This is a genomic window from Actinoplanes sp. NPDC049802, assembly GCF_040656595.1.
Lineage (GTDB): Bacteria > Actinomycetota > Actinomycetes > Mycobacteriales > Micromonosporaceae > Actinoplanes.
Genome location: NZ_JBFAMR010000029.1, coordinates 1 through 20,940 on the forward strand (window position 1 = coordinate 1; position 20,940 = coordinate 20,940).

The following is a 20,940-nucleotide window of genomic DNA, read 5'->3' on the forward strand; positions in this document are numbered from 1 at the left end:
GTGGGGTTGAGCGTTCATCGCGTACATGGCCGCGTTGTAGGCGTCCCAGGTGTGGTGCTCGCGCAGCTCGTCACAGATCAGCCGCTCGACCGGTAGGGACCGGCCGCCGGTCCGGTCCGCGGTGCCGATTCGGTACCGGCATCGTTCCGACGTCTTCAGCTGTTCGGCGCCCTTGCCCTTGAGTACGCCGCCACGCTTCGGGATCCGTTTCGCCAGGGCGGGGATGCCCATGGCGGTGTCCACCGCGGCATGCCACGACTCGGCGGCATAGTCCAACTTCGTCGATGTGCCGAGCACCAGGCGGATCCGCTCGACGAACAGCCAGTAGAGCGCCAGCACCTTGCACAAGTGGGTCTTGCCGTTCTGCCGGGCCACGATCATCAGGACCTGACGGAACCGGGGCCGGCCGTCCGGCAGCAGCTCGCCGATGTGGATGACGATCCACTGTTGCCACGGGTCTAGTGGCTCCTCGAGGACGGTCGCCGCGAACCAGATCACGGCGAACCCGTAGCTAGTCTCCGGCGTCAGCGGCCGTAACGGCGGGGTCCACAGTCGCGGCCGGATCGAACCGAGCGGCAACGGCAGCGACGCCGGCGCGGAGCTGGTCGAGCGCGGCTGAGGCTGGATCGCCACCGGCGGGTCCTCCCTGTTGCGGCGCGGACGGGCGGGAGCCCGGGGACATGCCGAGCATGTCGATCATGCGTTCGAAGCGGGGGCCGATCTTGGTGATGGCGGTGACCATCCGGCCGAAGTCGCGGGCCTGGTCCTCCTCGGCGGCATCCTGCACGCGGTCCACGGTGTCGTCCAGCAGGGTCGCGTACAGCCTCAGCGCCGCCACCGCAGCGCCGTCACGCGGCAGGCGTGGCAAGTCCGGCAGGCTCGCTTCCACGGCGGCCCGGATCGAGGGAGCGATCACCTCAGGGGTCTCGGTCATCGGTCACCATCCGTAGTCGCGTCGGAAAAATATTCGAGAGTCCGCAGCTCAGGGGGGAGGGAGGACAGAGGGACGTGGATGTCCGGCCCCCCTCCCCTCCGGAAAAACTGCTCGTTGCTGCGCACGCCGGCGCGAGTTCCGATCATGATCAATCATGCGTCGGTCCTCACCACCGTGTCACCGGCTCGCACGGTGGATCACCACGCGTGGTCGGGTCACCGACGTGCAGGTTGCACGGTCCGCACGCCGCCTGCAGGTGGCCCAACTGGTCAGCCCTGCACCCTGCACACCCACTGCTCTTGCCATGGATGTGATGCACGTGCATGGGTCTGGACGTGCCCACGCACACCCCCGGCACGCGCACTAGACACCGATAGCCATCACGTGCCAGCACCAGGGCCCGGGCGCGACGCCACGCCCTGGTGCTGCCACGCTTCCATCCTCGGCTCATTCCTTGGGCCGGCACCGGTAGCAGCGGTCCTTGCCACCGGGCCGGTCCCAGCCCTCCCGATGTGCTGCAGCTCTGGCCAGGGCTGTGGTGTCAAAGCCTCTGGTGCTGCTCAGCCTGCTACAGGTGTCACAGCGCAAGGCCACGGTCCTAATGGTGCTCATGGTTCACCTCCTCTGCGGTTACGTCCGGATCTACGGCCACGGCGTGGACTCCCTGCCCGGCCCGACCCGTTCCCGACCCGACCCGGGTTTCTGTCCGGCGTAGACCCCCGATCTGCTGGATCTGCAGATTTCTGCAGAACCGCGGCGGTGGCGCGCTCTGGGCGCGCGGGCGTTGTCCCGCCGGATGCGGGGTCGCCGTGCGTTGTCCCGCGGGATGCGGGGTCGCTGGGCCGCACGTGGAAGCCGTACCCGGCCAGGTACGCGACGGATTCGCGCCCGAAGTACGGCTCCACGGGCGCCGGCCGTAGGGGCCAGGCGCTGGGATCGGGGTTCGCTCCGCGGGTGCTGTTGCACCCGCCGCAGCACACCACGAGGTCATCGGGGGTGCGTGCAGGGACTCCAGGGGTTCGGTGGTCGTAGGTGCCGCGGCGGTTGCCGCGTCGGGCGCCCCACTGGACGATGTGGCCGCAGTAGCGGCACCCGTCCCCGTCTCGTAGGCGGACGGGGACGGTCAGCGTCGGATTCGATACGTCTACCTTGCGTGCTTTCTCCCATTCGATCTCGGATTTTCGGCGGATGTGGAACAGGTGCTCGGCATCGTCCAGGAGTTCCCACCCGCCGTCGACGCGGGTCCAGTAGCCGGCCCGCTCGGCGAGTTCGGCCCAGCGCTGCCACCGCTGGCCGATGTACTGCGCAATCGTCGAGTCGGCCACCAGGTAGTCCCGGGTGTGCTGGCCCTGGTAAGTGGCGCAGCGGAACACCAGCCCGTAGAGCAGCGTCGCGAGCTCGGCGGGCTGGAGTCCTTCCAGGTCCTCAGCTGGCCACGTCAACGGGGCCAGGACGACCGGGTGGTTGGCCGCGGTATCCGAGGATTTGAGCCATGCCACCCGGGGTGTCTCCTGATCTGTGGTGCTTGCAGTAGTGGCCCGTCTTCGGTCGGCAGTGAAGGCACATCGCGGCGATCAGCCACACCCCCACCGGCGGGCACAGGGAGCCGGGCCGGTGGCGGTTCGGGCAGCGCCTGCACCGCCACCGGGAGTCCGTCGCCGAGACGTCGCGCTCGGGAACGGCCTTGGCCACGTCATCCCTCCGACCCGGGGATGACCGGCACCGCGGGCCGCAGCGGCGGTGGCGGCTGGAGGATGTTGTGCGCGTCCAGGACCACATCGACCGGCACCCACCGGCCGTACCGGTGGAACGCGTCGATCAACAGGCGGTCGGCCTTGAGTGCCCGGTCACGCCACCGCTCGTTGTGCTCGGTCAGCACGGTCGCCAGGTCCAGACTCGGATCGGCCGGCACCGGGGCGTCCTCGGAACCGGCCGACCACGGCCACCAGGCGCTCACAGCTCGACCTCGCTGATCGCGGCGCGCTGCTGCTCGGTCAAGAGCATGCCGTCACGCGGCCCGTACTCGCACGCAAGGCAGGAACAGCAGCACTCGCAGTGCACGCAGTCCACATCGTCGAGCGAATCCCCGGTCTCCGCGTCACGAGTCGGCTGGCAGCTGATGCAGTGGTCCTCCTCCTGCATCTCGGCCCGGTTCGCCTGCTCCTCGGCGTGGTCGCGCTCGTCGGAGAAGCTCATGCGACCCTCCTTAGCCGGATCACGCGGGCGTCCTCGTGCTCGACCTGGTAGGAGTGCCGGTACAGCGTGTCCGCGACCTTGTAGAAGCAGGATCCGCCGTACCGGCCGGCCAGGATCGCCGAGCCGCCCTGGACCCGGTAGTAGAGGGCGCGCCGCTTCGCGGGCCGGTGGCACCGGTCGCACGGCGGCAGCGCGGTGGTGTCCCTCACAGCCACACACCCTTCATGTCGCCGATGGGCAGATGCGCTCGGAACTGCCGGATGGCCTCGGCCTGGTTCGCGTCCCACTGGTCGCGGGCGTCGACGGGCAGCAACTCCCGGAAGGCGGCCAGGCCGCCGGCGAACGCGGACAGGTGGCCGAGCGACAGGATCAGCTGTCCGTCGACGTGGCCGGCGCTGCGCTCGGCGTGGAAGACCAGGGCCGCGCCCGGCCGCTCCCCGGCCGGCAACAACTTCTCCTGAAGACGGACGGGGACGAACGCCAGACCCGCGCTCAGCGCGATCATCAGGCCCTGGTGGTTGACCGGGTCCGTGCCCGCAGGCGTGAACTCGCCGCTCATATCAGTCCTCCCTGTACAGGAACGTGTACAAGGCGGTCTGCAGCCGCATGAAGTCGTCGCCATTGGCGATCTTGCCGAAGCCGTGCTCGGCCAGAACCTTGGCCACGTCGTGCGTGAGCCCGAAGTTGAACCGCCGGTCAAGAGCTGGCTTCGGGGTGATCGGGAACAGGCGGGGCGGCCGGGCCGGCGTCTCGGCGGGCATCGGGGCGGTCACTGCGCACCCGCCGTCAGGATGTCGAAGATTTCCGCGGACTCGGCCACGTGGACGCCCTGGTGGGTCTGGCAGAACAACGTCGTGACGTCGACCATGCACACCGGCAGCGGCGGGCCGTCGAGGAACATCGGGCGCACCAGGGCGGCGCGGGTGCCGAGCTGGGTGCCGTCGACGCCCGGTGGTGGGGTCACCGGGTCGGGCGCCGGCTCGTCGGCGCGGGAGTAGAGCAGGCCGGCCGGGTCGGACTCAGCCGCGGCCATGTACGCCGCGTGCTCGAACATCCGGCAGCGGGCCACGGCGAGCCGGATCATCGCGTTGTGCGGGAACTCGATCATCGCGAAGTGCAGGACGGACGCGAGGTACCCGATCATGCTCATCGGGTCGACGCGGTTGTCGGGCCCGGCGATCCCGGACTCCAGCAGGAACCGGGCCGCGGCGGCCCGTTCCTGGACAGTGAACTCAGACATTGGTTGGTCCCTTTCGATGGCTAGTCGGAGCCCGGACGGGCTATCTGGCCGATTTCGGTCGGCCGTGGGGACGAGGCGGAACGGACCGCGGGTAGTTCGGCGGGCGAGTCACGCGGGGGTACCGGTGACGATCGCGTCGACCTCGGAAGCCGGGATCTGTGCGCGGCCGTTCGGCAGTCGGCGGACGCCGGTGAAACGGCCGTTGCTCACCCAGCGGCGGATCTGCGCCGGGGTCACGGTGAAGCCCGCGTCCCGAAGCTTCTCGGCCACCTGGACGGTGGTCAAATAGGTGCCCTGAGACGTCATGCGTCACAAGCTACGCACAGGCCATAGAGACGTCAAGCGTCACTTGTTATTTGTTGGCACACCTGATGACGCGCGAAACGGCTAAAGTGCTCGCTATGACCAATGCAGCGGGGAAGGGTCGGGCGCCGGGGTGGGTGCCCGATGTCAATTCACTCGGGGCGAGGCTCGCGCTCGTCAGGCAGGCCATGGGTTGGAACATCGCTGAAGCGGCCTCGAACTGCGGTATCCCGATCGCCTCGTGGCGCAACTGGGAGAACCGGGGGAAGGAGCCGCGCGGGCTGGTGAACATCGCGATGAAGATTGCGGGCGTGACCGGGGTCGACTACCGATGGCTGGCGCTCGGGCCGGTTGAGGAGATTCCCGCCACTGCGGCAAGTCGCGATCGTGTTACCCACGGGTAATAAGCATCACTCGCGATCACCGGGATTGCCAGACTGTTTCGGTCCTATTTCCGGTTCGCGAGGGGCCGAAATCCTCTGGACCGTGAGTTAGCTCGCAAACTCTGTCACGTACGCCCCCGCAGGCGAGAATCTCCACCATGACGGCCACTCGCGATGCCCGGGTCAGCACGCCCGCAGCCGCCTTGAGCGAGCTCATCTCGGGCAACAAACGTTTCGTCTACGGCAACCCTCGGTACGGTCACGACGTCGCACAGGCGGCGGCCACCGCGCACGGGCAGAAGCCGCACTCGCTGGTGCTCGGGTGCATCGACTCGAGGGTGCCGCTGGAGGCGATCTTCGACCAGTCGTTCGGCTCGATCTGTGTGGCCCGGTCCGGCGGGCACGTGCTGGACCGCTCGCTGATCGGCTCGATCAACTTCGCGGTGGCCGAGCTGGGCGTCTCGCTGATCCTGGTGGTCGGGCACAAACGCTGCGGTGCCGTGCACGCCACCGTGCAGGCGCTGCGCGACGGCGCCACCCCGGGCAGCGACAGCGGGTCGGTGGGCTACCTGGTGGACCAGCTGGCCCCGGCCGTGCGCGAGGTGGGCCTGGACGACGAGGACGCCGGGGAGAAGGCGGTCCGCCGGCACGTGGCCCTGACCGCCGAGCGGCTGCGGGAGAACCCCGGCCTGGCCGAGGAGATCGCCGCGGGGCGGGTCCGGGTGGCCGGCGCCGTCTACGACCTGGACAGCGGCTGGGTCGAGTTCCTCGACTGATCTATGTGCTGATCATGCAAAAAAGCGCCTCCCGGCCGAAACCGGGAGGCGCTCTTTTTCGTTGGTGCTTGCTCAGCCCTCGAAAACGCCCGCGTCGACGAGCCGCTTCTCGGTGTCGGCCCAGCCGTGCTCGGGGCTGACGGTGTGCAGGTTGTTCAGCTCGGCGCGGATCTTGGCGCCGTGACCGGCGGCGGCCAGCACCCGGATCTCCTCGACGAAGGCGTCCGAGTCGGTCTTGAGGTGCGTGGTCTTGCCGTTGGTCAGGTTGCGCACGTACGCGAAGCGGCCGTTGGCGAGCGGGATGAGGTACTTGTACTCACCGAGCACGCTGAGGGCGCCACCGCTGCCCTGGCCGGCGCGGACTGATGCGCGGGCGGTCTTTGAAGTGTTGCTCGCCACGGCGGTACTCCTTGAAGGAAAGCTGAAAGGCAGAAAAAAGGCCGTGGCAACTCTACACGACGGCCCGTGAACCATACCGTCGGAGCAGGTAAGGGCGTTGGGCAGGGTATGCCACGACTGCGGCTCCCATAGTCGATGTTGCGGATTCTCTGGCGCACCATCCGTACCACCCGGCATCATGGGACACGATCAACCGCGGTCGAGGTCGTAGGGGAAGACGCACCTCGGTCTCCGGGAGGTCACCGTGCCAACGTGTGGCGTCGTATACGTCCACTCGACTCCACTCGCCGTGTGCCAGCATGTCGAGTGGGCGATCGCGCGCGTTTTGACCGCGCCGGTCAATCTGCAATGGACCGTGCAACCGGTCGATCCGAGCATGCGCCGAGCCGAGTGCAGCTGGACCGGCCGGGCCGGAACTGGCGCCGAGCTTGCTGCTGCCCTGCGACAGTGGCCCATGATCCGATTCGAGGTCACCGAGGAGCCCAGCCCGGGCGTGGACGGGGAACGGTTCATGCACGTTCCCGGCCGAGGGCTGTTCCACGGGGTCATGGGCGCTTCGGGCGACATCCAGATCGGCGAGGACCGGCTGCGCGCCATCATGTCCTCGGTCCGCGCGCCCGAGGCGCTGTCGCACGCGCTGGAGAAGGCGCTCGGCACCGCCTGGGACGTCGAGCTGGAGCCCTACCGCTACGCCGGTGACGGCGCGCCGGTGACGCTGCTCACCCGGGTCGGCTGACCCGCCGGCCGAGCACGCGATTGGGCAAATCCGGCTCAACCGTGCCCGGAACACGGATGGGGATCAAGTGGCAACCTGTGCCGCTAACTGGTTCGATGGCGATCGTGAAGAGTCTGTCGCGCGCCCTCGTCGTACCGATGCTCCTGATTCTCGGTGCGTGCGGTGACGAGCCGGCGCCGATCCCGGCCGCCACCGGATCCGCCCCGACGGTGGCGAGCGGCCCGCCGCCGGCGTCCAGCGCCCCCGCCGCCGACCCGGCCGCCCGCGCCGCCGAGGTGACCGCCCGGCTCAGTGACGAGGACCTGGCCGGGCAGGTGCTGATGCCGTATGCCTACGGCAGCTCCGCCACCCAGGTCGACGCGGACAACGCGAAAGCCAACCAGGGCCTGGCCGGCGTCGACACCCCGGCCGAGATGATCGCGAAGTACCGGCTCGGCGGTCTCATCCTGGTCGGCTTCACCCAGGACGACCCGACCAGCAAGACCAACCCCACCACCAACGTGGAGAACCCCGAACAGGTGCGCGCCCTCACCGCGGGACTCCAGGAGGCGGCCGCGAGACTGCCCGCCGCCGCGCCGTTGATGATCGGCATGGACCAGGAGTACGGGATCGTCACCCGGGTGACCGACGGCGTCACCATGCTGCCGTCCGCGCTGGCGTTCGGCGCCGCCCGGCAGCCCGCCCTCACCGAGGCGGCGTGGCGTGCCGCCGGTGAGGAACTCGCCGCGATGGGCGTCACCGTCGACTTCGCCCCCGTCGCCGACACCCTGGCCGGCGCCGGCGGCGGCGTGATCGGGTCACGCTCGTTCGGCAGCGACCCCCGGGCGAACGCCGTGCAGGTCGCCGCCGCCGTCCGCGGCCTCCAAACGGCAGGCGTCGCCGCGTCGCTCAAACACTTCCCGGGACACGGTCACACCACCGGGGACAGCCACGACGTGCTTCCGCTGATCGGCCAGGACCGCGGGACGTGGGAGGCGCAGGACCTGCCGCCGTTCCGCGCCGGGGTCGAGGCCGGGGCCGGCGTGGTGATGTCCGGTCACCTGAACCTGGCGTCGGTCGACAAGGGCGTCGCCGCCACCTTCTCCCGCAAGATCATGACCGAGGTGCTGCGCGGGCAGCTCAAGTTCACCGGCGTCGCCGTCACCGACGCCATGAACATGGCCCCCGCGAAGAAGTGGCCGGCCGGTGAGGCGGCCGTGCGCGCTCTCAACGCCGGCAACGACATGCTGCTCATGCCGCCGGACATCGGCGCGGCCCGGGACGGCATCCTGGCCGGCCTGAAGAACGGCAGCCTCCCACGGGAACGCCTCACCGAGGCGGTCACCCGCATCCTCACCCTCAAGTACCGGACCGCGCTCACCCCGCAGCCCGCCCTCTCCGTCGTCGGCTCCGAAGCCCACCGCACGACCGTCGGCGCCGCCAGTGCCGCCGCCGTCACCGTGCTGCGCGGCCGCTGCACCGGCCCGCTCACCTCCGGGCCCGTCTCGGTCACCGCCCCGGCGAGCCGCGAGGTGGCCCGCGTCAACCTGATCAACGCCCTCCAGGCGGCCGGCGTCCAGGTCCGGGCCTCCGGCGGCACCGTCATCCACCTGACCGGCTACGGCGACCAGCGGATCGACCTCAACGACGAGGCCGCCATCACCGTGATGATGGACTCACCCGGCCTGCTCGCCGCGGCCGGCTCGGCGACCCTGCTCGCCACCTACTCGTCGAGCAAGCTCTCCATGGACGCCCTGGCCGCCGTGATCGCCGGAAAGGCCACGGCACCCGGTCGCTCACCCGTCGCGGTCGGCAAGCTGCCCCGCAGCGCCTGCGCGAAATAGACCTTTCTCCGGTACGCGTGACCCAGCCCTCGTCGAATCGGGACCGTTCCGCCCGTTCCACGCGATCATCTGCCATCCCGGCCGGTGCCGCGCCCACCGGGCTGAGCCTGATCGGGCGGCCGGCGCAGCACGATCCGGTTTGACCCCGGCAGATGCTCGCGGGGTCACAGGGGGACGCCGCCGTGGGCGCCCCGGCCGGCGGGAGCGGCGGCCAGGGCCTCGGCGATGCGGCGGCGGGTGTGTTCGGGGGCGATCACGGCGTCCACCACGCCGATCTCGACGGCTCGGTCCAGGCCGCCGGTCCGGGCGGACTCGTGGGTGGCCAGATGTTCACGCAGCGGGCCGCGCTGGTCCGGCGGGGTGGCGGCCAGGCGTTTGCGGTGCAGCACGTTGACCGCGGCCTCCGGGGTCAGAGCCGCCACCTCGGCGGTGGGCCAGGCGAAGACGGCGGTGGCGCCCAGGGCGCGGGAGTTCATGGCGATGTACGAGCCGCCGAAGGCGCGGCGGGTGACCAGGGTGACCCTCGGCACCACCGCCTCGGCGAAGGCGTGCAGGAGCTTGGCGCCGCGGCGCACGACGCCGTCCCCGTCCCGGTCGTGGCCGGGCAGGTAGCCGGGCGTGTCGGCCAAGACGATCAGCGGGACGGCCAGGGCGTCGCACATGCGCACGAAACGGGCGGCCTTCTCGGCGGCGGCCGCGTCGAGGGAACCGTCGAGGACGAGCGGATTGTTCGCGACCACGCCGACCGTGCGCCCGGCGAATCGGCCGAGAACGGTGACGATGTTCGGTGCCCACTCGGCGTGCAACTCCGTGCCGGGAGCGTCGAGCAGTGCCTGGACCAGGGGTTTCACATCGTAGGGCTGGGCCGGGCCGATCGGCAGGAAGGTGTCGAGGCAGCCTCCGGCACGGCTGCCGGGAGTCACGTCGTCGGGGCAGAGCCGGCCCTGGCGGCCCAGCAGGACGACCATCTCGCGGGTCGCGGCCAGGGCGGCGTCGTCGTCGGCGGCGCGGAGGTGGACCACCTCGGAGCCGTCCGCGCCGGTGGGACCGGACGGGACGTCGCCGGTCACGAAGATCCGGCCCGCCCGGCCGGCGATCACGATGTCGGTGAGGGCCGGACCGTACGCGGCGCTGCCGAGAGCCGGGCCCAGCACCACGGAGATCTGCGGCACCCGCCCGGACGCCCGGACCATGGCCGCGAAGACCTGCCCGGCGCCGTCCAGAGCCACCACGCCCTCGTCCAGGCGGGCGCCACCGGAGTGCCAGAGGCCGGCGACCGGGACGCGGTCGCGGACCGCGGTGTCGATCGCCGTGACGATCCGCCGGCAGCCGGCCAGACCGAGCGCGCCGCCCATCCGGGTGGCGTCGGTGGCGAAGGCGACCGCCGGGGTCCCGTCGACCCGGCCGCGACCGTGGAGCACGCCCGAGTCGTCCCTCGCCGCCGGCAGCCGGAGCGTGCCACGGTCGAAGAGCGCCTTGAGTCGTTGTTCCGGATCGCGGTGGTCGACGGGATCGGGGTGGTGACCGGAGGGGAGCAGGGTCAGATCCGGGTGAAGACCAGCGCCACGTTGTGGCCGCCGAAGCCGAACGAGTTGTTCATCGCCGCGCGGATGTCCACGGTCCGGGCCTTGTGGGCCGCGACCTCCAGGTCGAGGCGCTCGTCGGGCTCGTCGAGGTTGATCGTCGGAGGGATGATGCCGTCCCGGAGGGCCAGGATGGTGGCGATCGACTCGAGCGCGCCGGCCGCGCCGAGCAGATGGCCGGACATCGACTTGGTCGACGTCAGGATGGGGTGCGTCCCGATGGCTTCCTTGATGCCCTTGATCTCGCCCATGTCGCCGATCGGGGTCGAGGTGGCGTGGGCGTTCACGTGGTGGATGTCGGCGCCGGTGAGGCCGGCGTCCTGCACGGCCATCCGCATGGCGCGGATGCCGCCCCGGCACTCCGGGTCGGGCTGGACGATGTCGTACCCGTCCGAGGTGATGCCCGCTCCGGCGAGCCTCGCGTAGATCCGGGCGCCACGGGCCGCGGCGTGATCGGCCCGCTCCAGGATCAGCGCGCCGGCGCCCTCACCGAGGACGAAGCCGTCCCGGTTACGGTCCCACGGGCGTGACGCCTTCTCCGGCTCGTCGTTGCGGGTCGACATGGCCCGCATCGAGGCGAAACCGGCGATCGGCAGCGGGTGCACCACGGCCTCGGTGCTGCCGGCCACCACCACGTCGGCCCGGCCGGCGCGGATCAGGTCGAGCCCGAGCGCGACGGCCTCGGCGCCGGTGGCGCAGGCGCTGGCCATGGCCCGGACTCCGGCGCGGGCACCGAGCTCCAGGCCGATGTACGCGGCGGGGCCGTTCGGCATGAGCATCGGAACGGTGTGCGGGCTGACCCGCCGCGGTCCCGACTTCTCCATGATGTCGTCCTGCTCGAGGGTCGTGATCGCGCCCCCTATGCCGGTGCCGTAGCTGACCGCGAGCCGGTCCGGGTCGAGCCCGGTGCCGGCCAGGCCGGAGTCGGCCCAGGCTTCCTTGGCCGCGATCAGCGCCATCGCCTCGGCCCGGTCCATCCGCCGCAGCTTGACCCGCTCGATGACCTCGATGGGCTCGACGGCGAGCTGGGCGGCGATCCGGACCGTGAGTTGACCGGCCCACTCCTGGGTGAGTGAACTCACCCCGGAGCGGCCGGCGAGCATTGCGTCCCAGGTGGACGCGACGTCCCCGCCCAGCGGGGTCGTCGCGCCGAGCCCGGTGACGACGACGTCTACGGTGCTCATGTCAGTGGTTCGCCTCGATGTAGCTGACGGCGTCGCCGACGGTCTTCAGGTTCTGCACCTCGTTGTCGGGGATCTTGACGCCGAACTTCTCCTCGGCGGCCACCACGACCTCGACCATCGACAGCGAGTCGACGTCCAGGTCGTCGGTGAAGGACTTCTCCTCGGCGACGTCGTCCGGGTTCACCCCGGCGACCTCCTCGAGGATCTCGGCGAGGCCGGAGGTGATCTCTGTGCGAGTTGCCATGGTGGGAATCTTTCCTCTCGATGGTGCGGATGGAGACTTGCTCAGGACCTGCCTCGAGCTGCGCCCGGCGGCAAGCCGCCAGGTTGGTCTCGACCGTCCTGAGCAAGTGTCACGGGCGTCGGCCGGGTGTCGCCCGTGCTAAGGGCAGCGGACAACCTGGCCGGCGTAGGTGAGGCCGCCGCCGAAGCCGAACAGCAGCACCGGCGCCCCGGAGGGCACCTCCCGCCGCTCGACCAGCTTCGACAGGGCCAGCGGGACGCTCGCGGCGGACGTGTTGCCCGACTCCACGAGGTCCTTGGCGACGATCACGTCCGGGCCCAGGCCGAGCCGCTTGACGATGCCGTCGATGATCCGGGTGTTGGCCTGGTGCGGGACGAAGGCGGCCAGCTCGGACGGCTCGACACCGGCCCGCTTGCAGACCTCGAGCGCGAACGGGGCGAGCGCCGTGGTGGCCCAGCGGAAGACCGTCTGGCCCTCCTGCTTGATGTAGGGCCGCCAGCCCGCGATCTGCAGGGCGTCGCCCTTGTCCGGAGCGGAACCCCACAGCACCGGGCCGATCCCGGCCTCCTCGCCGTCCGGGACGGCGCTGACCACGGCCGCGCCCGCGGCGTCGCCGAACAGGACCGCGGTGGTGCGGTCCGACCAGTCGGTCACGTCGGAGAGCTTCTCGGCGCCGATGACCAGTGCGTTGCGGGTGGCGCCGGCACGGATCGCGTGGTCGACGGTGCCCAGCGCGTACGAGAAGCCGGAGCAGGCGGTGTTCAGGTCGAACGCGGCCGGTGCGGCGATGCCGAGCCGGGCCGCGACCCGGGTCGCGACGTTCGGGCAGCGGTCGACCGCCGTGCAGGTGGCGACGGTGACCGTGTCGATGTCGGACGCGGACAGCCCGGAGGCGGCGAGTGCCTTCTCCGCCGCCCAGGTGGCCATGTCGGCGACCGACTCGCTCTCGGCGATGCGGCGCTCGGCGATGCCGACCCGGTCCCGGATCCAGGCGTCGTTGGTGTCCAGCGTCTGGGTCAGGTCGTCGTTCGTGACCACGCGCGAGGGCTGGTAGTGCCCCATCGCGACGATGCGGGAACCCGCGGTCATCGTGTTTCTCCTTCGTGGCGGGCGATCAGGTCGAGAGCGGCGGGCAGGTCGTCCGGAGTGTTCAGGGTGACGATCTCCGGGGCTCCGTCGCCCTTGAGTTCGCGCTTGACCAGGCCCGCGAGGGTGCCGGCGGGGGGCAGCTCGATGATGCCCGTGACGCCGAGCTCCTTGAGGGTGCGCATGCACAGGTCCCAGCGGACCGGGGCGGTGACTTGGCGGACCAGTCGCTGGATGATCTCCGCGCCGTCCGTCACGGCCGTGCCGTCCGCGTTCGACAGCAGGGTCCGGACCGGGTTCTGCGTGATCACCTTATCGGCGGCGGCGGCCAGTGCGGACTCGGCCGGAGCCATGTAGGGGGTGTGGAACGCGCCGGCCACGGGCAGCGCGATGACCCGGGCACGGGCCGGCGGTTCGGCGGCGAACCCGGCGAGCGCGGCCAGCGCGCCGGCGGCGACGATCTGGCCGGCGCCGTTGCGGTTGGCCGGATGCAGCCCGTGCTTCTCGATCGCCGCGACCACCTCGTCGGGGTCGCCGCCGAGGACGGCGCTCATCCCGGTCGGCTCCAGGGCGCAGGCGGCGGCCATCTCCCGACCGCGGATCCCGGCGAGGGTGACCGCGTCCTCCGGCGACAGCACGCCGGCCAGGACGGCCGCGCCCAGCTCGCCGACACTGTGCCCGGCGACGGCGCGGACGCCCTCGAGCGGCAGATGCTCTCCGGCCAGCAGGGCGGCGGCGACCAGCAGTGGCTGGGTCCGCGCGGTGTCCTTGATCTCCTCGGCGTCGGCCTCGGTGCCGAGATGCACCAGGTCGGCGCCGGCGAGCTCGGACCACCCGCGGAGACGGGTCTCCGCACCGGGGAGGTCGAGCCAAGGTGTCAGGAAGCCGGGCTTCTGCGAGCCCTGGCCTGGCGAGAGTACGGCGAGCACGCCTTCGACTCTTCCGGATCGGAGGCGTTTGCGGGGTAGCCGGGCACGACCAAACCCTACGACCAGCGTTGTAGGATTCCTACAAAACAGGGGTGGACTTGGGTAAGTTACGTCCCATTTATTGGTACCACGATCGTGTCTGATGATGCGAGATCCGGCTCACGATCCGGGGTCCAGGCGTCCCACCGTGAGGGCCATCCGCAGCGCGAAGGCGTCCCGGCCGTTCAGCGGGGAGAGTGCGGTGACCTCGGCGACCCGGCGCAGCCGGTAACGGACGGTGTTCGGGTGGACGTAGAGTTCGCGGGCCGCGCTCTCCAGCACCCCACCGGAGGCGAAGAACGCGTCAAGGGTCTCCAGCAGCCCACTGCCGGCCCGGGTCAGCGCGCCGAAGACGTCGTGCCGCAGCTTGCGCCGGGCGTCCATGTCGCCGGAGAGCGCCCGCTCCGGCAGCAGGTCGTCGGCGGCCACCGGGGACGGCGCCCCGGGCCAGGCCGGCGCGGCCCGGAAGCCGGCCAGCGCGGCGCGCGCCGACTCGGTGGCCTGATCCAGTGACGGCACGGCCGGGCCGACCACCACCGGGCCCTCGCCGAACCCGCCGCTGAGCGCGGACGCGGCAGCCACCGGGTCGGTCGCGCCGCCCACCACGACCACCAGGCGGTCGCCGTGCACGCCGGCGATCACCTCCAGCCGGGAGCGACGGGCAGCGCGGTAGACGGCGTGCAGCACCGCGGTGATGTCGCCGCCGGGGGAGCGGCCCACCACCACGGCGACCGGCGGCGCGTCCGCCCAGCCCAGGGCGGCGGCCCGGCTGGCCAGCACGTCCGAGGAGTCGCCGCGCAGCAGGGCGTCGACCAGAAGCGCCTGCAGCCGGGCGTCCCACGCGCCGCGGGACTCGGCGGCCCGCGCGTAGACCCGGGCCGCCGAGAACGCGATCTCCCGGGAGAACCGCAGGATCGCCTGGATCAGCGCCTCGTGCTCGGCCGGTTCGGCGAAGCCCGGCACCTCGGCCTCGGCCACGTCGACGGTCACCTTGATCAACTGGACGGTGTGGGTCAGCGTGATCACCCGGGCCAGCGCGCGGGGCGCGGCGGCGAACACCTCGTCGGAGATCTCGGTGCTGGCGGCGACCGTGCCGCCGGAGCGCAGCCACTCGACCAGGGACCGGACCCCGGCCTGTGCGACGAGCATCACCCAGGAACGCTGGTCGGCCGGGAGCGCCCGGAACCACGGCAGCGTCTCATCCATGCGTGCCACGGCGGCGCTGGCGAGCGCGCCGGCGTGCCGTTCGATCCGGCGCAGCGTGCCCGGCAGCAGCGGATTCCCCGGCGTCTCCGGCCGGCCGGGGGTCGCCGGGGTGGCGCCGGTCTCAGTTTCTGCCACGGGCACAGCGTGCCACGGCGGTTTTGGTGTCCGGCATCCGGATGACAGGTGAACGAAACGGCGACGGAGCGTGTTTTAGGAGGTTTTATGACATTTGACCGTCGTAGCGGTGCGCCTCTCCCGCGGTTTCGGTCAGTGACCTGGCATCGTGTCGGACTAGTGCGCTCCGGGCCGGGGGTTAACACCGGGCGTCACGGTGCCGATGAAAAGGCGGTGCCGGGAGCAGCCCGGTGCCGTGGGCAAGTGATCGAGGAGGCGAGATGATGGAACGGGACGACGCGTTCGCGTACACCGACAGGGATCCCGCCCTCGACGATCTGCCGGCGATGCCGCCGGCCGACGAGGAGCCGATCATCGACCCGGGCGCGGGACGGGTCGGATGCCGTACCGACCTGCGCGGCTGGGCCGGGGCACACCTGCACGGCGCGGTCCGCCCGCGCCGCCGGGCCGCCGGCCGCGGCCGCCCACCGGGCCGGTGGTGCTGAGTCTCGTACGGGTGAGTGGCGGGCGCGTTACCCCGTGACAGCGTGGCCGGCCTGGTCAGGTTGAAACGGTGGACGACAAGAGACGGCAGATCCTCGACCAGGCCCTCGCACTGGTGGACGAGCGCGGGCTGGCCGCCATGTCGATGCGGGCGGTGGCCGAACGGGTCGGGCTCACCTCGATGGCGCTCTACCCGTACGTCGGGGGCAAGGACGCGCTCCTCGACGGGCTCGTCGACCTGCTGCACCTGGAACTGGGCGCGGCCTTCGGCGACGACCTGGCGGACATCGGCTGGCGGCAGCGGCTGTCCGCGCTGGGCCGGGCCGTACGCTCGCTGGCCCGGGCCCACCCCAGCGCCTTCCCGCTGCTGCTGAACCGCTCGGCGGCCGGCCCGTCGGCGGCCTGGCTCACCGGCGCCCTCCAGGGTGTGCTCAGCGACGCCGGGGTGCCCGCGGCCGACGTGCCGCGGATCGCCCGGATGATCTGCGCCTTCCTGCTCGGCTACACGACCGGCGAGGTGACCGGCGGGCTTCCCGGATCGACCCCGGAGACGCTGGAGGGCGCCGCCGAGTTCGACGCCGACCTGGAGGATCTGGTCCGCCTGGTGGAGAACTCGGCGGCGCCCTCGCGAAGCGCCGCGCCGGAGAGCGCGATCAGACGCGGCGGCGAATGAGGAACGCCATCCCCGCCAGGCCGGTCATGATGACCAGCAGGACCGCGCCGTTGAGCAGGAACAGCCGCCGCACCTCGGCGAACATCTCGGACATCTCCTCGACCGGGTCGACGTCGGCGCTCAGGTCCTCGCCGATGCCGCCGCCGATGCCGCCGTGCACCACGTCCGGCTTGGCCTCCAGCGGAGCACCGCCGAGCCGCAGCGACTCCGGCATGGACATCCGGCCGTAGAACCAGCCCTCGGCCTTCTTCCCGGCCGGCTGCTTGGCCGGCCGGTGCGCCCGCGGGCCGCCGGCGGCCATCGGGTACAGGTGGTAGATCTGGTTCGGCGCGTTCTTGACCAGCAGGGTCACCGTGTATTTCGGGCCCAGCTTCGCCGCCTTCGGCGCCGATGACGTGGCAGTGGCCGTGGCGAGCCACTCCACCTCGCTGAACAGCATCTCGAAGAGCCTCGGCCGGTCGTCCTGCCGCACCAGGACCGTCTCCGCGATCCCCTCGCCGCTGAGTTGCAGCGCGGTCGGCTTCACCGGCGCCTTCGGTGCGGCGTGCGCCGCGGCCGGCACCGCCCCGACCGCCAGCGCGAGCGCCACCGCCAGCGCTGACACCAGCCTTCTTATCATCGTCCCCCGCACCATCCGACCTCCCCGCCCGTGGATGGACATGGCCCCACTCAACCTGCTGCTCGTGCCCGGCGGTGGAACCGTGCACGGCCCAGGCCTCCAGCCTTCCCGGACACCGCCCTGACCGCATCCTGAGGCAGGGTGAATTGGAGCCATGTGGGGGATGGCCGTGGAGACGGAACGGCCGTTGATCAGCGGCCGAATAGTACCCACTCCACGCAAACGGTGGGGGTGGCGATCACCCTCGTGACGGAGAGCCTCACCGATATCGGCGACCGGCAGTGGCAGCCGGTCGCCGAATGCGGTAAGCGTCAGCTCAGACGGGCGCGAGCTGCGGAGATGCGCGCCAGCGTACGCTCGCGGCCGAGCAGTTCGATCGACTCGAACAGCGGCAGACCGATCGTGCGGCCGGTCACCGCCACCCGTACCGGGGCCTGAGTCTTGCCCAATTTGAGACCTCGCGCCTCACCGACCTGCTCGAGAGAGGTCTTCAGCGCCTCGGCCGACCAGTCGGTCAGGGCGCCGAAGGCGGCCGCCGCGCCGTCCAGGATGTCGGCCGCGCCCTCCTTCATCGCCTTCGCCCAGGACGCCTCGTCGTGCACCGGCTCGTCGAGGAAGAGGAAGTCGACGTTGTCGACGATCTCGGACAGCACCCCGATCCGGGTCTGCGCCAGCGGGGCGATCGTGGCGAACACGTTCGCGTCGAAGGCGGCCGGCGGCCACGGCGGGGCCGGGATCGTGTCGGTGCCGGTCAGCCACGGCGCGCACACCTGGGTGAACTCGCTCACGGTCAGCGCCCGGATGTACTCCCCGTTGAAGGCGCGCAGCTTCTTGACGTCGTAGAAGGCCGGGGCGTGGTTGACGTCCTCGATCCGGTACTCCTCCTCGATCACCGACCACGGGACGATCTCCCGGTCGCCGGTGGGCGCCCAGCCGAGCAGCATCAGGTAGTTGCGCATGGCGGCGGCCAGGTAGCCCTCGTCCCGGTACTGCTCCAGGGCGACCTTGTCCCGGCGCTTGGACAGCTTCTGCCGCTTCTCGTTGACGATCACCGGGACGTGGCCCCAGACCGGCGGCGTGGCGCCCAGCGCCTCCCACAGCAGCTGCTGCTTCGGCGTGTTCGGCAGGTGCTCCTCGGCGCGGAACACGTGGGTGATGCCCAGGCTCATGTCGTCGACCACGTTGGCCAGCAGGAAGACCGCCGAGCCGTCGCTGCGGGCGATGACGAAGTCCTCGATCAGCTTGTTCTCGAAGGTGGGCTTGCCGCGGACCAGGTCCACGACCACCGTCTCGCCCTCGTCGGGCGTGCGGAAACGCAGGGCGCGGCCCTCGCCCGGCCCCAGCGCCCGATCGCGGCAGAAGCCGTCGTAGCCGGTGTGCTTGCTGGTGGACCGGGCCACCACGTCGTCGCGGGTGCAGTCGCAGTAGTACGCCTTGCCCTCGCCGTACAGCCGGGTGGCGGCGGCGGTGTGATCTGCCGCGTAGGACGACTGGAAGTGTGGGCCCTCGTACGTCCCGCGTTCGATGCCGATCCAGTCGAGCGCAGAGATGATGCCCTCGGTCCACTCGGGCCGGTTACGGGCTGCGTCGGTGTCCTCGATCCGGAGCACGAAGACACCGCCGTGCTGCTGGGCGTAGATCCAGTTCTGCAGCGCGGTGCGGGCGCCGCCCACGTGGAACATGCCGGTCGGAGAGGGAGCGAAGCGTACGCGAACAGTCACCGCCCCAGACTACCGAGGTCTTTCCCGCCCACGCGCGGCGGCGGCCTGATCAAACGGTGAACCGGCCGACCAGGCCGGTGAGCCGCCGCGCGGTGCCGGTCAGCTCGTCCGCGGCCAGGTGTGACGTCGCCATCGAACGACGGGTGCCGTCGACGGCGCCGTTGACCACCCCGATCCCCGCGGCGATGTCCTGGCTGCCGGCGGCGGCCTCGGTGATGTTGCGGGCCATCTCGGCAGTGGTGGCGGCCTGCTGCTCGACCGCCGCGGCGATCGCCGTCTGGTAGTCGTTGACCTGCGCGATACGTGCCGCGATGGCGTCGATCGCGGTGACCGCGCGTGCGGTGTCGGTCTCGATCGCGGCGACCCGGGCCGTCACGTCGCCGGTGGCCCGGGCGGTCTCCTGGGCGAGCTCCTTGACCTCGCCGGCCACCACCGCGAAGCCCTTGCCGGTCTCGCCGGCCCGGGCCGCCTCGATGGTGGCGTTCAGGGCGAGCAGGTTGGTCTGTTCGGCGATACCGGCGATCAGCCGCACCACATCGTTGATCTTCGTGGTGGAGTCCCGCAGCTCCGCGATGACGCCGGCCGCCGTCGTGGTGAGACCGACCCCGTCGCGGCCCGCCTGCGCCGCGTCCTGGGCGTTGCTGGAGATCTCGTTGATCGAGGCGCCCATCTGCTCGGCGCCGGCCGCGACCGACTGCACGAGCAGGGAGACGCTCTCCGCCGACGTGTTGACCGCGCCCGCCTGGGTGGCCGCGGCCTCCGCCGAGGCCGACATGTCGCCGCCGGCCGTCTCGACCTGCTGCGCCGCGGCGAAGACCCGCCGGGTGGCGTCGGTCACCTCGCCCATGACGGAGCGCAGTTCCGTGACGGCGGTGTTGAGCGCCTCGCCGGCCTGGCCGATCTCGTCCGGCGGCCCGGCCGGCACGGACACGGTGAGATCCCGGCGCGCCAGCCGGGACAGCGCCGTGGTGAGCGCGTACACCCGTCCCGCGATCCGGCGCGCCTGCAGGTAGGCGACCGTACCGCCGGCCACCGTCAGCAGGAGCGCGGCGATCAGGAAGGTCAGCAGCATGGTCCGGCGGCCGTCCTGGACCACCGTGACGGTCTCGGTGGCGTCGGCCGTGTAGCCGCCGACGGCGATGGCCCACTGGTACGGGGCGTAGTGGGTGACGGTCGTCGCGGTGTCCCCGGCCGGAGCGCCGGCCGCGCCCGGCAGCCGGTACGTCGCGTGCCAGGTGGCGTCGCCGTCGAGCCGGCCGGCCTGGGTGACGATCTGCTCGACGTACGGCGTGCCGGCCGCGTCGACGGCCGTCAGGTCGGTACGCCCGGTCGCGCCGTCCAGGCTGGAGGCGACGATCCGCCCCCGGTCGGCCTTGCCGGTGCTGTACACGTTGACCCAGCCGTTCTCCCGGATCTTCCTGGCGCTGATCGCCGACGTCAGGTTCTCCAGCGCCCCGGCCTGCGGCACGGCCACCAGCAGAGCCCCGATCACCGTGCCGTCCGCGTCCTTGATCGGGTCGTACGCGGTGATGTGCCAGGTGTCGAGGATCTGGGCGACACCGCGGAACGGGTTCCCCGCCTTGATCGCCGCCACCACCGGTGTGGCCGTGCCGTCCTGGCCGGCCGCCGGGATGTACGTGCCGAGCGCGCGCTGCCCGGCCTTGTTCCGGACCGTCGTGGCGACCCGGATCAGGTCACCCTCGTCGTTCATCGTCTGGAACACCGTGGCCACACCGCCGAGCAGCTGCGTGGTGCCGTCGACGAAGGCGCTGCGGCGTCCCGGGTCGGGGTCGCGGCCCAGCCAGTCGCCGCCGATCAGCATCCGTGGCAGCGTCACCCGCCGCTCCTGCTGCGTCACCTGGTCGACGGCCGTCCAGGTGGTCGTCCGGGCGGAAAGGCTCATGCCGCCGGACTGGCTGAGCAGACCCCGGGCCACCCGCATGTTCCGGTTCACGCCGGCCTGCACCTCGTCGCCGACCGAGCGCACCAGCGTGGCGACGTCCGAGGCGGTCCGGCCCAGGTCCGCCCGGTTCTCCTGGACGGCCTGCCGTTCCGCCCGGCCGGCGAACCGGCCGCTCTCCCAGGCGCCCACCCCGACCATGATCGCCGCGGTGCCCAGCACGCTTCCCATGCCGAGGAGCAGGAGCCGGTCGCGAATACGCAGGGTGCGGCGTCGGGGCGTCACATCGTCCGTATCGGCCCCGGGGGGTTACGGCTTAGCCGCTGAAGCGGGACAGGCCCGCCGGTG

The 20,940-nt window shown here is 71.4% G+C and carries 24 protein-coding genes and 1 pseudogene; 6 read left to right on the forward strand and 19 right to left on the reverse strand.

Features of this window, described 5'->3' with window-relative positions:
* The 9 genes and pseudogenes from AB0I88_RS20875 to AB0I88_RS20915 form a co-directional block, all read right to left on the reverse strand.
* Nucleotides 1–498: pseudogene (locus AB0I88_RS20875) on the reverse strand (terminase); the annotation flags it as partial.
* Between the two features lie 13 nt (nucleotides 499–511).
* Nucleotides 512–934: a hypothetical protein gene (locus tag AB0I88_RS20880; protein WP_361026733.1), complete on the reverse strand. Its 423-nt coding sequence runs from the start codon at nucleotides 932–934 to the stop codon at nucleotides 512–514.
* A 1,693-nt stretch (nucleotides 935–2,627) separates the two neighbouring features.
* Nucleotides 2,628–2,891, reverse strand: a complete 264-nt coding sequence (locus AB0I88_RS20885) for a hypothetical protein (protein ID WP_361026736.1) — start codon at nucleotides 2,889–2,891, stop codon at nucleotides 2,628–2,630.
* Nucleotides 2,888–3,130, reverse strand: a complete 243-nt coding sequence (locus tag AB0I88_RS20890; RefSeq protein WP_361026739.1) for a hypothetical protein — start codon at nucleotides 3,128–3,130, stop codon at nucleotides 2,888–2,890. The genes AB0I88_RS20885 and AB0I88_RS20890 overlap by 4 nt, the downstream gene beginning before the upstream one ends.
* A complete protein-coding gene (locus AB0I88_RS20895) occupies nucleotides 3,127–3,339 on the reverse strand; it encodes a hypothetical protein (protein ID WP_361026742.1) in 213 nt (70 codons plus the stop codon). Before AB0I88_RS20895 ends, AB0I88_RS20890 begins: the two co-directional genes overlap by 4 nt.
* A complete protein-coding gene (locus tag AB0I88_RS20900) occupies nucleotides 3,336–3,689 on the reverse strand; it encodes a hypothetical protein (RefSeq protein WP_361026745.1) in 354 nt (117 codons plus the stop codon). Before AB0I88_RS20900 ends, AB0I88_RS20895 begins: the two co-directional genes overlap by 4 nt.
* Nucleotide 3,690: 1 nt before the next feature.
* Entirely contained in the window at nucleotides 3,691–3,891 is a 201-nt protein-coding gene (locus tag AB0I88_RS20905) for a hypothetical protein (RefSeq protein ID WP_361026747.1), read from the reverse strand.
* An 8-nt stretch (nucleotides 3,892–3,899) separates the two neighbouring features.
* Nucleotides 3,900–4,370 (reverse strand): hypothetical protein, encoded by a 471-nt coding sequence (locus AB0I88_RS20910; protein WP_361026750.1) that lies wholly within the window; start codon nucleotides 4,368–4,370, stop codon nucleotides 3,900–3,902.
* Between the two features lie 108 nt (nucleotides 4,371–4,478).
* A complete protein-coding gene (locus AB0I88_RS20915; RefSeq protein ID WP_361026753.1) occupies nucleotides 4,479–4,676 on the reverse strand; it encodes a hypothetical protein in 198 nt (65 codons plus the stop codon).
* A gap of 95 nt (nucleotides 4,677–4,771) precedes the next feature.
* Between AB0I88_RS20915 and AB0I88_RS20920 the strand changes: the two genes are divergently transcribed.
* Both AB0I88_RS20920 and AB0I88_RS20925 read left to right on the forward strand, forming a co-directional pair.
* Nucleotides 4,772–5,077, forward strand: coding sequence for a helix-turn-helix transcriptional regulator (locus tag AB0I88_RS20920; RefSeq protein WP_361026756.1), 306 nt, complete (start codon nucleotides 4,772–4,774; stop codon nucleotides 5,075–5,077).
* A 137-nt stretch (nucleotides 5,078–5,214) separates the two neighbouring features.
* Nucleotides 5,215–5,832: a carbonic anhydrase gene (locus AB0I88_RS20925; protein ID WP_361026759.1), complete on the forward strand. Its 618-nt coding sequence runs from the start codon at nucleotides 5,215–5,217 to the stop codon at nucleotides 5,830–5,832.
* Nucleotides 5,833–5,904: 72 nt separating this feature from the next.
* Here AB0I88_RS20925 and AB0I88_RS20930 read toward each other — a convergent pair whose 3' ends face one another.
* Complete coding sequence (locus AB0I88_RS20930) at nucleotides 5,905–6,231, reverse strand: hypothetical protein (protein WP_361026763.1); 327 nt, start codon at nucleotides 6,229–6,231, stop codon at nucleotides 5,905–5,907.
* Between the two features lie 244 nt (nucleotides 6,232–6,475).
* Between AB0I88_RS20930 and AB0I88_RS20935 the strand changes: the two genes are divergently transcribed.
* Nucleotides 6,476–6,967 carry a DUF3145 domain-containing protein gene (locus AB0I88_RS20935; RefSeq protein ID WP_093611019.1) on the forward strand — a complete coding sequence of 164 codons (492 nt, stop codon included), beginning with the start codon at nucleotides 6,476–6,478 and terminating at the stop codon, nucleotides 6,965–6,967.
* Nucleotides 6,968–7,062: 95 nt separating this feature from the next.
* Nucleotides 7,063–8,790 (forward strand): glycoside hydrolase family 3 N-terminal domain-containing protein, encoded by a 1,728-nt coding sequence (locus AB0I88_RS20940; RefSeq protein ID WP_361026766.1) that lies wholly within the window; start codon nucleotides 7,063–7,065, stop codon nucleotides 8,788–8,790.
* Between the two features lie 164 nt (nucleotides 8,791–8,954).
* Here the strand turns inward: AB0I88_RS20940 and AB0I88_RS20945 are convergent, their stop codons facing one another.
* From AB0I88_RS20945 to AB0I88_RS20970, 6 genes are all read right to left on the reverse strand, one after another.
* Entirely contained in the window at nucleotides 8,955–10,334 is a 1,380-nt protein-coding gene (locus AB0I88_RS20945; protein ID WP_361027004.1) for a carboxyl transferase domain-containing protein, read from the reverse strand.
* Nucleotides 10,331–11,557 (reverse strand): beta-ketoacyl-ACP synthase II, encoded by a 1,227-nt coding sequence (gene fabF / locus AB0I88_RS20950; protein WP_361026769.1) that lies wholly within the window; start codon nucleotides 11,555–11,557, stop codon nucleotides 10,331–10,333. The genes AB0I88_RS20945 and fabF overlap by 4 nt, the downstream gene beginning before the upstream one ends.
* A 1-nt stretch (nucleotide 11,558) precedes the next feature.
* A complete protein-coding gene (locus AB0I88_RS20955) occupies nucleotides 11,559–11,801 on the reverse strand; it encodes an acyl carrier protein (protein ID WP_183226129.1) in 243 nt (80 codons plus the stop codon).
* A 138-nt stretch (nucleotides 11,802–11,939) separates the two neighbouring features.
* Nucleotides 11,940–12,890, reverse strand: coding sequence for a beta-ketoacyl-ACP synthase III (locus AB0I88_RS20960; RefSeq protein WP_361026773.1), 951 nt, complete (start codon nucleotides 12,888–12,890; stop codon nucleotides 11,940–11,942).
* A complete protein-coding gene (locus tag AB0I88_RS20965; RefSeq protein ID WP_361026776.1) occupies nucleotides 12,887–13,816 on the reverse strand; it encodes an ACP S-malonyltransferase in 930 nt (309 codons plus the stop codon). Before AB0I88_RS20965 ends, AB0I88_RS20960 begins: the two co-directional genes overlap by 4 nt.
* A 159-nt stretch (nucleotides 13,817–13,975) precedes the next feature.
* Nucleotides 13,976–15,130: a helix-turn-helix domain-containing protein gene (locus tag AB0I88_RS20970; protein ID WP_361027007.1), complete on the reverse strand. Its 1,155-nt coding sequence runs from the start codon at nucleotides 15,128–15,130 to the stop codon at nucleotides 13,976–13,978.
* Between the two features lie 326 nt (nucleotides 15,131–15,456).
* Here AB0I88_RS20970 and AB0I88_RS20975 point away from each other — a divergent pair, with 326 nt between their 5' ends.
* Together AB0I88_RS20975 and AB0I88_RS20980 are read left to right on the forward strand one after the other, a co-directional pair.
* Nucleotides 15,457–15,681, forward strand: coding sequence for a hypothetical protein (locus AB0I88_RS20975; protein ID WP_361026779.1), 225 nt, complete (start codon nucleotides 15,457–15,459; stop codon nucleotides 15,679–15,681).
* A gap of 68 nt (nucleotides 15,682–15,749) precedes the next feature.
* Entirely contained in the window at nucleotides 15,750–16,352 is a 603-nt protein-coding gene (locus AB0I88_RS20980; RefSeq protein WP_361026782.1) for a TetR/AcrR family transcriptional regulator, read from the forward strand.
* Here AB0I88_RS20980 and AB0I88_RS20985 read toward each other — a convergent pair.
* The 3 genes from AB0I88_RS20985 to AB0I88_RS20995 all read right to left on the reverse strand — a co-directional run bounded on the left by AB0I88_RS20985 (nucleotide 16,333) and on the right by AB0I88_RS20995 (nucleotide 20,877).
* Nucleotides 16,333–16,956: a hypothetical protein gene (locus tag AB0I88_RS20985; protein ID WP_361026785.1), complete on the reverse strand. Its 624-nt coding sequence runs from the start codon at nucleotides 16,954–16,956 to the stop codon at nucleotides 16,333–16,335. The two genes, AB0I88_RS20980 and AB0I88_RS20985, sit on opposite strands and share 20 nt — an antisense overlap.
* A gap of 326 nt (nucleotides 16,957–17,282) precedes the next feature.
* Nucleotides 17,283–18,692, reverse strand: coding sequence for a glutamate--tRNA ligase (gene gltX, locus AB0I88_RS20990; RefSeq protein ID WP_361026788.1), 1,410 nt, complete (start codon nucleotides 18,690–18,692; stop codon nucleotides 17,283–17,285).
* A 49-nt stretch (nucleotides 18,693–18,741) separates the two neighbouring features.
* Nucleotides 18,742–20,877, reverse strand: a complete 2,136-nt coding sequence (locus AB0I88_RS20995) for a methyl-accepting chemotaxis protein (protein ID WP_361026791.1) — start codon at nucleotides 20,875–20,877, stop codon at nucleotides 18,742–18,744.
* Nucleotides 20,878–20,940: the final 63 nt, after the last annotated feature.

What these genes read in the sequence shown, in the direction of transcription:
- AB0I88_RS20880 (WP_361026733.1), bottom strand. Translation starts at nt 934, where the DNA reads ATGACCGAGACCCCTGAGGTGATCGCTCCCTCGATCCGGGCCGCCGTG.
- AB0I88_RS20890 (WP_361026739.1), bottom strand. Translation starts at nt 3,130, where the DNA reads ATGAGCTTCTCCGACGAGCGCGACCACGCCGAGGAGCAGGCGAACCGG.
- AB0I88_RS20900 (WP_361026745.1), bottom strand. Translation starts at nt 3,689, where the DNA reads ATGAGCGGCGAGTTCACGCCTGCGGGCACGGACCCGGTCAACCACCAG.
- AB0I88_RS20905 (WP_361026747.1), bottom strand. Translation starts at nt 3,891, where the DNA reads ATGCCCGCCGAGACGCCGGCCCGGCCGCCCCGCCTGTTCCCGATCACC.
- AB0I88_RS20910 (WP_361026750.1), bottom strand. Translation starts at nt 4,370, where the DNA reads ATGTCTGAGTTCACTGTCCAGGAACGGGCCGCCGCGGCCCGGTTCCTG.
- AB0I88_RS20915 (WP_361026753.1), bottom strand. Translation starts at nt 4,676, where the DNA reads ATGACGTCTCAGGGCACCTATTTGACCACCGTCCAGGTGGCCGAGAAG.
- AB0I88_RS20920 (WP_361026756.1), top strand. Translation starts at nt 4,772, where the DNA reads ATGACCAATGCAGCGGGGAAGGGTCGGGCGCCGGGGTGGGTGCCCGAT.
- AB0I88_RS20925 (WP_361026759.1), top strand. Translation starts at nt 5,215, where the DNA reads ATGACGGCCACTCGCGATGCCCGGGTCAGCACGCCCGCAGCCGCCTTG.
- AB0I88_RS20940 (WP_361026766.1), top strand. Translation starts at nt 7,063, where the DNA reads ATGGCGATCGTGAAGAGTCTGTCGCGCGCCCTCGTCGTACCGATGCTC.
- fabF (WP_361026769.1), bottom strand. Translation starts at nt 11,557, where the DNA reads ATGAGCACCGTAGACGTCGTCGTCACCGGGCTCGGCGCGACGACCCCG.
- AB0I88_RS20955 (WP_183226129.1), bottom strand. Translation starts at nt 11,801, where the DNA reads ATGGCAACTCGCACAGAGATCACCTCCGGCCTCGCCGAGATCCTCGAG.
- AB0I88_RS20960 (WP_361026773.1), bottom strand. Translation starts at nt 12,890, where the DNA reads ATGACCGCGGGTTCCCGCATCGTCGCGATGGGGCACTACCAGCCCTCG.
- AB0I88_RS20975 (WP_361026779.1), top strand. Translation starts at nt 15,457, where the DNA reads ATGATGGAACGGGACGACGCGTTCGCGTACACCGACAGGGATCCCGCC.